At 72.5% G+C, this 9,602-nt stretch carries 11 protein-coding genes and 1 pseudogene; 2 read left to right on the forward strand and 10 right to left on the reverse strand.

Going from position 1 to position 9,602, the window contains the following annotated elements:
* Window positions 1-440: pseudogene (locus ACI3KY_RS19290) on the reverse strand (hypothetical protein); the annotation flags it as partial.
* A gap of 292 nt (window positions 441-732) precedes the next feature.
* Between ACI3KY_RS19290 and ACI3KY_RS19295 the strand changes: the two are divergent.
* Window positions 733-1,374 carry a PadR family transcriptional regulator gene (locus ACI3KY_RS19295; protein WP_404931748.1) on the forward strand — a complete coding sequence of 214 codons (642 nt, stop codon included), beginning with the start codon at window positions 733-735 and terminating at the stop codon, window positions 1,372-1,374.
* Window positions 1,375-1,440: 66 nt separating this feature from the next.
* On the opposite strand, the gene ACI3KY_RS19300 is transcribed toward ACI3KY_RS19295, so the two are convergent.
* Both ACI3KY_RS19300 and ACI3KY_RS19305 read right to left on the reverse strand, forming a co-directional pair.
* On the reverse strand, window positions 1,441-2,451 hold the full coding sequence (locus tag ACI3KY_RS19300; RefSeq protein WP_404931749.1) for a sensor histidine kinase: 1,011 nt from the start codon (window positions 2,449-2,451) through the stop codon (window positions 1,441-1,443).
* Entirely contained in the window at window positions 2,448-3,152 is a 705-nt protein-coding gene (locus tag ACI3KY_RS19305; RefSeq protein WP_404931750.1) for a response regulator transcription factor, read from the reverse strand. Before ACI3KY_RS19305 ends, ACI3KY_RS19300 begins: the two co-directional genes overlap by 4 nt.
* 170 nt (window positions 3,153-3,322) lie before the next feature.
* Between ACI3KY_RS19305 and ACI3KY_RS19310 the strand changes: the two genes are divergently transcribed.
* Window positions 3,323-3,796: a hypothetical protein gene (locus ACI3KY_RS19310; protein WP_404931751.1), complete on the forward strand. Its 474-nt coding sequence runs from the start codon at window positions 3,323-3,325 to the stop codon at window positions 3,794-3,796.
* A 60-nt stretch (window positions 3,797-3,856) separates the two neighbouring features.
* On the opposite strand, the gene ACI3KY_RS19315 is transcribed toward ACI3KY_RS19310, so the two are convergent.
* From ACI3KY_RS19315 to ACI3KY_RS19345, 7 genes are all read right to left on the reverse strand, one after another.
* Window positions 3,857-4,051: a DUF2795 domain-containing protein gene (locus ACI3KY_RS19315; RefSeq protein ID WP_404931752.1), complete on the reverse strand. Its 195-nt coding sequence runs from the start codon at window positions 4,049-4,051 to the stop codon at window positions 3,857-3,859.
* Between the two features lie 126 nt (window positions 4,052-4,177).
* Window positions 4,178-5,158 carry an NAD(P)/FAD-dependent oxidoreductase gene (locus tag ACI3KY_RS19320; protein ID WP_404931753.1) on the reverse strand — a complete coding sequence of 327 codons (981 nt, stop codon included), beginning with the start codon at window positions 5,156-5,158 and terminating at the stop codon, window positions 4,178-4,180.
* Complete coding sequence (fdxA, locus tag ACI3KY_RS19325; protein ID WP_109208608.1) at window positions 5,151-5,480, reverse strand: ferredoxin; 330 nt, start codon at window positions 5,478-5,480, stop codon at window positions 5,151-5,153. Before fdxA ends, ACI3KY_RS19320 begins: the two co-directional genes overlap by 8 nt.
* Entirely contained in the window at window positions 5,477-6,874 is a 1,398-nt protein-coding gene (locus ACI3KY_RS19330) for an FAD-dependent oxidoreductase (protein ID WP_404931756.1), read from the reverse strand. The genes fdxA and ACI3KY_RS19330 overlap by 4 nt, the downstream gene beginning before the upstream one ends.
* 78 nt (window positions 6,875-6,952) lie before the next feature.
* The gene (cobA, locus tag ACI3KY_RS19335; protein WP_404931754.1) at window positions 6,953-7,732 is read right to left on the reverse strand and encodes a uroporphyrinogen-III C-methyltransferase; all 780 of its coding nucleotides are present in this window, start codon (window positions 7,730-7,732) and stop codon (window positions 6,953-6,955) included.
* 140 nt (window positions 7,733-7,872) lie between these two features.
* Entirely contained in the window at window positions 7,873-8,835 is a 963-nt protein-coding gene (locus tag ACI3KY_RS19340; protein WP_404931755.1) for an ABC transporter permease, read from the reverse strand.
* Window positions 8,825-9,550 (reverse strand): ABC transporter ATP-binding protein, encoded by a 726-nt coding sequence (locus tag ACI3KY_RS19345; protein ID WP_308866658.1) that lies wholly within the window; start codon window positions 9,548-9,550, stop codon window positions 8,825-8,827. The genes ACI3KY_RS19340 and ACI3KY_RS19345 overlap by 11 nt, the downstream gene beginning before the upstream one ends.
* Window positions 9,551-9,602: the final 52 nt, after the last annotated feature.

Below are 9,602 nucleotides of genomic sequence, written 5' to 3' on the forward strand. Positions count from 1 at the left end.
AGATTCGTCACAGCCCGGCGCAGCTCGGGGGCGGCCACCCGTGCCCGTGCACCCGTCTCGGCGCTCCCCGACAGCGTGACACCGCCGGCGTCGACCGCCGAGCCCGCACCAGGGGGCGCGCCCAGCGGGGTGATTCCGCTGCGGGGGGAGGCGGTATCCGTCACCCCGCCGCCGTACGGCAACCGCCCCGGGTCGTCGCCGACCCTGGCCGCCGCAGTCGGATCGCCGGCGCGGCCGGCAGCGGCGGAATCGTGCGGCGTCCCATCCGTCGCAGCGCTCGGGGTCGTGCCGTCTGCCGCAGCGGTCCCCGCCGACTGGGCTTCGAGCTCACGAAGGCGCGCGAGCGCCTGCGGGTCGTCCTGGATGTCGGCATCGCGACCGTACGCGCGCTCGCGCAGCGCGCGCAGCTCGTCGAGCGGAGGGTCGGTCGGCAGTGACATCGAAGCCCATCCTGCCTCACCGCATCGAGAGCGACCCCAGGTGGCTGCGGCAGGGCCATCGTGTCCGGCAGCGACGCGAGGCGGGATGTGCGGCGGGCGATCCCCAGATCGCCCGCCGCGAGGCAGCCGGTGCCCCCGCGCCGGGCTGCCGTCCGGCGACGGGCCCTCGTCCCCACTCGGGATCCCGCGCCCATGCATACTGCACTTCGCAGTATAGAGTCGATGAGCCGCCGGCGGGATACCCTTTACGTTCCGCGCGCGAACCGCACCCGACCGGAACAAGGAGGACGCCGTGGCTGACCGTGAGCTCTCGACCACGGGCTACCTCATCCTCGGCTTGCTCGCCGACCACGACTGGTCGGCGTATCAGCTCGCCGAACAGCTCGGCCGCGGCGTGGCGGAGTTGTGGCCGTCGGCCGATCGAGGTCGCTACGCGCTGCTGAATCGCCTCAGCGACGACGGCCTGGTCTCGACCCGGCAGGAGCACACCGGCAAGCGCGCGCGCACGATCTATGCGATCACTCCGGAGGGGCGCGCGGCGCTCGCGACCTGGCTGAGCACTCCCGTGCGGCCGCCGACCCTCGAGTTCGAAGGCATGGTGCGGGTGCTGCTGGCCGACCAGGGGTCGCTCGACGACCTGCGCGGCACGCTCGCGCAGACGAGGGAGCAGGCTCTCGCGCAGCGCGAGATGTTCGCGCGTTACGCCGCGTACATCAGCACGACCGGCGGCACCTTCCCGGAACGCCGCCACCTCTTCGCGCTGGCCAACACGTTCATGGTCGGCCACTACGAGCACATCGTCGCCTGGACGGAGTGGGCGGAGGCCCACCTGGCGTCGTGGCCCGACACCGTGAGCCCCGCCACGACGCACGGCGACCAGGTGCGCGAGATGCTCGCCGCGGGCCGCGACGCACTCCCGCCGGACGAGGCCTGAGACCCGTACAGGCCTGACGCCCGACGCGCCAACAGGCCCGACGCCCGACGGTGCCCGAACCCCCGGTCACGGCTCCGAGCGGAGCGGCAGCCTCAACTCGAACACGCAGCCGCCCGCGGCATTGCGGACGGTGGCGGATCCGGAGTGGGCGTCGGCGACGCCGCGGACGATCGCGAGTCCCAGTCCGGCCCCGGCATCGGTGGGCCGGGCCGCGCTGCCTCGCCATCCGGTCTCGAAGACGTGCGGCAGGTCGCCGGGCGCGATGCCCCCGCAGGCGTCGGCGACGGCGATCCGCAACGCGCCGTCGCGCAGCTCGACGGTCGTCTCGACAGTGGTGCCGGGCGGCGAATGACGGATGCCGTTGGCCACCAGATTCGTCACAGCCCGGCGCAGCTCGGGGGCGGCCACCCGTGCCCGTGCACCCGTCTCGGCGCTCCCCGACAGCGTGACACCGCCGGCGTCGGCGAGCGGGCGCAGTGACGCCACGGTGTCGGAGACGAGGTCGCCGACGTCGACGTCGGTACGTTCCAGCGCGACCGACGGCGCCTGCAGCCGGGAGAGCGTGAGGAGGTCGTCCACCATGTCGCTCATGCGCTGCGCGTTCCGCTGGATCGTGACGGCGGCCGCGGCGGCGTCGGTCAGCACCCCGTCGTGGATGCCCTCCGCGGTCGCGCGGATGCCGGCGAGCGGCGTGCGCAGATCGTGCGAGATCCACGCGACGAGGTCGCGGCGCTGCCCCTCGACCCGCCGCTCCGTCTCGGCCGCGGCGGCGGCCCGCTCGGCGGCGCGTGCGGCCGACTGGATGCGAGCGGCGATCACGATGCCCGCGGCCAGGGCGGCCGGCACGCTCGCGAGCAGCACCAGCAGCAGGCCGGTCATGTCGCCGGCGGTCAGCAGCATCGACGCGGCGCCGACGACGACGCCCACGGCGATCGAGAGCACGACCACCAGCGGGGCGACGATGGCGGCCGCTGCCACACGCACGCGAGCGAGCGCCAGCACCAGCGCCGCGCCGACGATGCCGGTCGCCGCCGCCGCGCCGGCCGAGAAGAGCAGGGCGTCCGTCGAGATGCTCATGTCGCGGCATCCCATCGATACCCGACCCCGAAGACGGTGACGAGCCGGCGCGGCGAGGCAGGATCGTGCTCGATCTTGTCGCGCAGCCGGCTCACGTGCACCGTCACGGTGGACGGGTCGCCGAAGTCCCAGCCCCACACGTCACGCATCAGATCGTCGCGGCGCAGGGCGTCGCCGGGGTGGGCGACCAGCCACGAGAGCAGGTCGAACTCGCGAACGGTGAGCGAGAGCTCGCTGCCGGCCAGATGCACCCGGCGGGCTCTCCGGTCGACGACCAGGTCTCCGTCGACGGCGACGTCGGGCAGCTCCGCGGGGACGGACGCCTCTGCCGCCAGCGAGGCGCTGCGCCGCAGCACCGACTGCACGCGCAGCACCAGCTCCCGCGGGCTGAAGGGCTTGGTGACGTAGTCGTCGGCTCCGACTTCGAGCCCGCGGATGCGGTCGTCCTCTTCGCCGCGCGCGGTCAGCATGACGATCGGCAGCTCGGGCGACCTCTGCCGCAAGCGGCGGCAGACCTCGAGGCCGTCGATGCCGGGAAGCATCAGGTCGAGCACGACGATGTCGGGACGCTCGGCGACGACCGCCTGGAGGGCGTCGATCCCGTCCGCTGCCCGCCGCACGGTGTGACCGGCGCTGCGGAGGTACGCGGCGACGACATCGCCGACGTCCTCATCGTCATCGACGACCAGCACCGTGCTCACGTGGTCAGGATAGGTCCGCGGCGAGGCCCCCGCACCGATCGGGGCGCCTTCCCGGCGGCGCGAAAGGACTTCGTAAGGAGTCGGTGAGGGCGCCGTCATGGAGTGCGGCGGCGGCCGCGCGTTGACTGAGCCCGTACCGGCCACCCGGCCGGGAGGGAAGGTGGAATCCGATGATTCGCAAGAAGTTCTCGCGCGGCCGGCTGGCCGCAGCAGTGGTGGCGGCAGCGATCGGCGCGGTGTCGCTGACGACGGGCGGTGCGGCGTTCGCTGCAGGCTCGGGCGGCGTCACCGACGACGGCGTCATCTACGTCGACCACGTGCTGTGGCGGACGGTCGCAACCCCGACCGACCTGTCGCACACGCGCGCGCCGGCACAGTCGTGGGACGTCATCTACAGCTTCGGCGCCGCGCAGGCGAGTGTCGCCGAAGTCGCGCCGGGCGACCCCGGCTTCAATGGCGGCCGGTGGCAGGTGCACGCCGTGTCGGCGCCCCACGGGTACGGCGCCGCGCTGGCGTCGGGCGACCTCGACCACGATGGCGTGCTGGATGCCGCGGACGAGGTGTGGGCGGCGCTGACCGCCGGCGACCTCGTCGACAACGGCGTCGTCAAGCAGTTCGTCTGCACGCTGAACCGCGTGCCCTGACCGCCGCGCCGGAGCGAGCCCTGGACCGGCGCACCGCTCGACGCGGTGCGCCGGTCACGCTCAGCCGCGAGTGACGGCCTGGCTGACGTCGGTGGGGTCGTCGAACGAATCGCTGCCGGACTCCTCCAGGAGTGAGACGAGGTCGTCGGGCGCCCCGTTCTCGCGGGCGGTCGCGACGAGGTCCTCACGGCTGGCGGGATAGTCGACGCCGCCGAGGTACTTCTGCAGCTCGATGAAGTCGGGGTTGTCACTCATGGTGGCCTCCGCGTGGTGTCGATGCGGTGTGGATGCGGTGACGCTACGCGCGATGCCCGGCCTCGTGCCCCGGGGTTGACACCGTCGCCACGGCGGGTGACACTCCACCCGCGGCCGACACCGCGCTCAGTGCGCGGTGCGGACGCCGACCAGGTCGTGCACCATCACGGCGGCGGACCGCGCCCCTTGCCCCGCTGCGACGATGAGCTGCTGCGGACCCGGGGAGGCGGCATCCCCCGCCGCGTACAGCCCCGCCAGCGACGTGCGCCCCGAGCGGTCGGTGACCAGGTTGCCGAACACGTCGCGGTCGAGCTCGATGCCGCCGATGAAATCGAGCGCCGGGTGCCACTGCGGCCGTACGAAGCCGCCGTCGATCTCGACGCGCGTCCCGTCGACGAGGCGCACGGCCGACACCGCCCCGCGATCGCCTTCGAGGTCGTCGATCTCGCGGCGTTCGACGACGATTCCGGATGCCGCGAGCTCCGCCTCTTCGACCGTGTCGACGGCGTCCGACCCGTGGGTGAAGACGGTGAGCCGGTCGGTCCAGCGGGCGATCAGCCGGGCGCGCGTGGCGAGGTCCGGCGTCTCGCCGATGAGAGCGAGCGGGCGGTCCTGCAGCTCCCACGCGTCGCACGCGGCGCAGCTGAAGACCGTCATGCCGTAGAACGCGCGCAGGCTCGGGATGTCGGGCAGCGTCTCGCGCAGCCCGGTCGCCACGAGCACCGACCGCGCCGCGACGGCGGGCGGGATGCCGGATCCCCGGCCCTGCAGCGCGGCGATGAAGCGCAGCCCGTCGTCGCCCTCGTTCTCGAGCAGCGCCGTAACCACGGTGCGATCGAGCACGCGCACGTTCGGGTAGGCGGCGAGCTCGGCGCGGGCGAGCTTGCGCAGCTCGAGCGGCGAGACGCCGTCGCGCGTGAGGAAGCCGTGCGAGCGCAGGGTGGCGGCGTTGCGCGGCCGCCCGGCGTCGACCAGCACGACGGAGGCGCGGGCACGCCCGAGGTTGAGGGCGGCCGAGAGCCCCGCAGGGCCGCCGCCGATGATGACGACGTCGACCTCGGTGCTCGACGGCACCGACGAGTCCGCTGCGGGAGGAGCGTCAGTCATGGCCGTCTCCTTGAGGGGGAAGTGCCGCGATGACCGGGTGGTCCTTCGCGATGACGCCGGTCTTGGCCGCCCCGCCCGGCGATCCGATGTCGTCGAAGAACTCGACGTTGGCCTTGTAGTAGTCCTGCCACTCGTCGGGCAGGTCGTCCTCGTAGTAGATCGCCTCGACCGGGCAGACAGGCTCGCAGGCGCCGCAGTCGACGCACTCGTCGGGGTGGATGTACAGCGACCGCTCTCCCTCGTAGATGCAGTCCACCGGGCACTCGTCGATGCACGCGCGGTCCTTCACATCGACGCACGGCAGGGCGATCACATACGTCACCGGACGAGCGCTCCCCGTGAGATGCCGACCTGCTCGTCACGCGGGACGACCTTGACGCGCTCGCGGGTGTGCACGTGGTTCGCGCCGAGGTCGCGCTCGTGCGCGTCGAGGGCGAGCCAGCCGTCCCACGTCGTGTAGGCGACCTCGCGCTCGTCGAGCAGGTCGAGCACGTCGCCGTCGATCGCGGGGGCGGTGAGCGCCCCGGCCCGGACGTCGGCCACGAGGTGCGCGATCGTCTCCATCGCGTCGGACTTCGTGTGGCCGATGAGGCCGACGGGCCCGCGCTTGATCCAGCCGGTGGCGTAGAGGCCCGGGATCACCGGGGCGTCGTCGTCGCCCGTGGTCGCCGTGTTCTTGACCCGGCCCTCGACGTTCGAGACGACGCCGGCCTTCTCGTCGAACGGCGCGTCGATGACGGGTGTGCCGTAGTAGCCGACCGCACGGTACACCTGCTGCACGGCGATCTCACGGAACTCGCCGGTGCCGCGCACGCGCCCGTCGCCGATGGGCTCGTTGCGCTCGAAGCGGATGCCTTCGACCTTGCCGTCGCCGAGCACCTCGACCGGCGAGTGGTAGAAGTGCAGGTGCAGGCGCCGGGGCGCGCCGGTCGACTCGCGCGTGCGCCAGCTGTTGAGGACGCGCAGCATGACCTTGAGCTGGTTGTTCGTCGCGTTCGCGGGGTCGGCGTCGACGAAGTCCTCGTCGTGCACGACGATGTCGACGTTCGGCACCTCGCCGAGCTCGCGCAGCTCGATGGGCGTGAACTTGATGTCGGCCGGGCCGCGTCGGCCGAAGACGTGGACGTCGGTGACCGCTGACGCTTCGAGGCCGGCCAGCACGTTGTCGGCGATCTCGGTGGACCGCAGGTCGACGGCGTGCTTGGCGAGCACCCGGGCGACGTCGAGTGCGACGTTGCCGTTGCCGATCACGGCGACCTCGCGCTGATCGAGGGTCCATTCGGTCGGCACGTCGGGGTGCCCGTCGAACCAGGCGACGAAGTCGGCGGCGCCGTACGAACCCGGCAGGTCGATGCCGGGGATGTCGAGCGCGGCGTCGCGGATGGCGCCGGTCGCGATGATCACCGCGTCGTAACGCTCCTGCAGCTCGGCGAGCGAGATGTCGCGGCCGACCTCGACGTTGCCGATGAACCGCGTGGTGCCGGCATCCAGCATCTCGTGCAGCGAGTTGACGATGCCCTTGATGCGGGGGTGGTCGGGCGCGACGCCATAGCGGATGAGGCCGTACGGCGCGGGAAGCGACTCGAACAGGTCGATGCGTGCTTCGACAGGCTCAGCATCCGGTCCCTGAGCTTGTCGAAGGGAGTTGGTGAGGATGTTGCCGGCGTAGATCCCGGCGGGGCCGGCGCCGACGATCGCGACGCGGAGGTCCGCCAGATCAGAGGTGGGCACAGGGCTCGAAGAAGTCACAGTGGGTTCTTTCGGGTCGGGAGGACGGAGCGCGCGTGCGGCCGGTCAGGCGCGCGGGCTGCGCTCGGGAGCGAGCGGGTCGTACGAGGAGAGATCGAGGGTCGCGAGGGCCGCGGGCGCGTACGGGCTGAGCCGCACCACATCGCCGACGACCACGACGGCCGGCGAGCGGATGCCGCGGGCCGCCGCCTGGTGGGCGATCGTGGCGAGCGTTCCCACCGTCACCCGCTGGCGCGGGCCGAAGCCGTCCTCGACGACGGCGACCGGGCAGTCGCCGCCGCGCTCGCCGCGGGCCAGCGTGATCGCGGAGTTCGCCAGCGTGGCGATCCCCATGAGCAGGACGACGGTGTGGTCGCGGCCGCCGCTGAGCGACGCGATCTGGTCGTGGGCGGTGGCGACCGTGAAGGCGGTCGCGACGCCGCGGTGGGTGAGCGGGATGCCGGCGATCGCGGGCACCGAGATGGCGCTGGTGATGCCGGGGACGACCTCGACGACCACTCCCGCCTCCTGGCAGGCGGCGAGCTCCTCGCCGCCGCGGCCGAACACGTACGGATCGCCGCCCTTGAGTCGGACGACGGTCTTGCCGTCCTGGGCGAGCTGGACGAGCAGGGCGTTGATGGCGTCCTGCGGCACGGCGTGGTGACCGGGCTGCTTGCCGACGTCGACGACCTCGGCATGGAGATCAACGCCGTCGGCGGCGAGGCCGTCGAGCACGGCGCGTGCGCCCAGCCGGTCGGCCACGATGACATCGGCGGCCTCGAGGGCGCGCAGTCCCTTGAGGGTCAGGAGTCCGGAGTCGCCGGGTCCGGCGCCCACGAGCCACACCTTGCCCGCCGGGGTCGAGTCCGGTCGTTGAGCGAGCTTGCGAGACGAAACGTCCTGAGCCTCATCGCGAACCGTGGGCGTTTCGTCTCGCTCGTTCCTCGCTCGCTCAACGACCGGGAGGGCTCGGGGCTCATCGGCGGTCATCGGGCACCTCCCGTGACGAGGAGACCCCGGCGCTTCAGCATCCGTCGCTCGAGAGGTCCGAAGAAGACGAGCTCGATGAGCACGCCGATCGCGAGGATCACCAGGATCGTGCCGAGGACACCGGCGAGGTCGGCGAGCTCGCGGCTGTTCTGCAGCATCGTGCCCAGGCCGAAGCCGATCGTGCCGCCGACGGTGATGATCTCGGCCGCCATCAGCGAGCGCCACGAGAACGCCCAGCCCTGTTTGAGCCCGGCGAGGTAGCCGGGCAGGGCGGCGGGCAGGATGACGGCGGTGGCCAGCTGCCACCGCGAGGCGCCCAGCACGGTGCCGACGCGGCGCAGCTGCGGCGGCACCTGGTCGATGCCCGCGATGAGGCCGTTGACGATCGAGGGGATCGCACCCATGAGGATGACGAAGTAGACGGTGGCGTCCGAGAGACCGAACCAGATGATGGCCGCCGGCACCCAGGCGACCGAAGGCAGCACCTGCAGGCCCGAGATGATCGGGCCGACGGCTCGGCGGATCGGCCGCACCTCGGCGAGCAGCAGGCCGATGGGCGTGCCGACGACGATCGCGATGAGGAAGCCGATGACGCCGCGCTCGAGGCTGGTGGCCACGGCCTCCTGCAGGCGGCCGGAGTCCCACGCCAGGCCGAGTGCGTTCCACACGTCCACCGGGCCGGGGACGATGTCGGGCCGCGGCTGGGCGATGACGACGTAGAGCTGCCAGGCGACGATGAGGATGATGACGAAGAGGATCGGCGGCACGACGCTCGTCGCGAACCGGCGCCACGGGCCCGGGCCGCGCTCGGCATCCGTCTGGAGGCTGTCGAGACCGGCGGCGAGGCTGCGCAGGTCGTCGGCCGGTGCGTCGGTGGCGGCGACAGTCCTGCCCTTCGGTCCCTGAGCCTGTCGAAGGGCGGCCGGGGTCTGCTCGGCGAGTGTGGTGTCACGCGGCATTGCGGCGGATCTCCTTCCGCAGCTGGTCCGTGATCTCCACCGACAGGGCGGCGACCTCGGGCGACTCGATGCGGCGTCCGGTGGTCTTCGCGATGGTCCACTCCTGCACGATGCGGCCGGGGCGGCTTCCCATCAGCACCACGCGCTGGCCCAGCCGCGCGGCCTCGCGCACGTTGTGCGTGACGAACACGATGGTGCGACCGGTCGCCCGCCAGACGCGCTCGAGCTCTTCGTGCAGCAGGTCGCGGGTGATCGCGTCGAGCGCGGCGAACGGCTCGTCCATGAGCAGCACCGGACGGTCCTGGGCGAGGGCGCGGGCCAGTGCCACGCGCTGACGCATGCCGCCCGACAGCTCGTGCGGGCGCTTCTCGGCCGCGTCCGCGAGGTTCACGGCATCCAGCAGCGTCAGCGCCTTCTCGCGCCGTTCGCCGCGGGGCACGCCGCGCAGGCGCAGCGCCAGCTCGACGTTGCGACGCGCGGTGAGCCACGGCATGAGCGCCGACTCCTGGAACATCACGGCGGCGCCCTCGGCGGGTGTCTCGATCCGGCCCGCAGTGGGCTTGTCGAGGTCCGCGATGAGGTTGAGGAGCGTCGACTTGCCGCATCCGGATGCACCGAGCAGGCACACGAACTCGCCCGGTGCGATGTCGAGCGACACGTCCTCGAGGACGACGGGTCCGCTGCCGAAGCGCTTGGAGACGCCGTCGATCCGCACGGCGGGGGCGGGCGCGGGTGCTGCTGCGGGAACGGGGGTGACGCTGTCGAAG

Origin of the sequence: Microbacterium sp. ZW T2_14, assembly GCF_044987405.1 — a bacterium.
Lineage (GTDB): Bacteria > Actinomycetota > Actinomycetes > Actinomycetales > Microbacteriaceae > Microbacterium.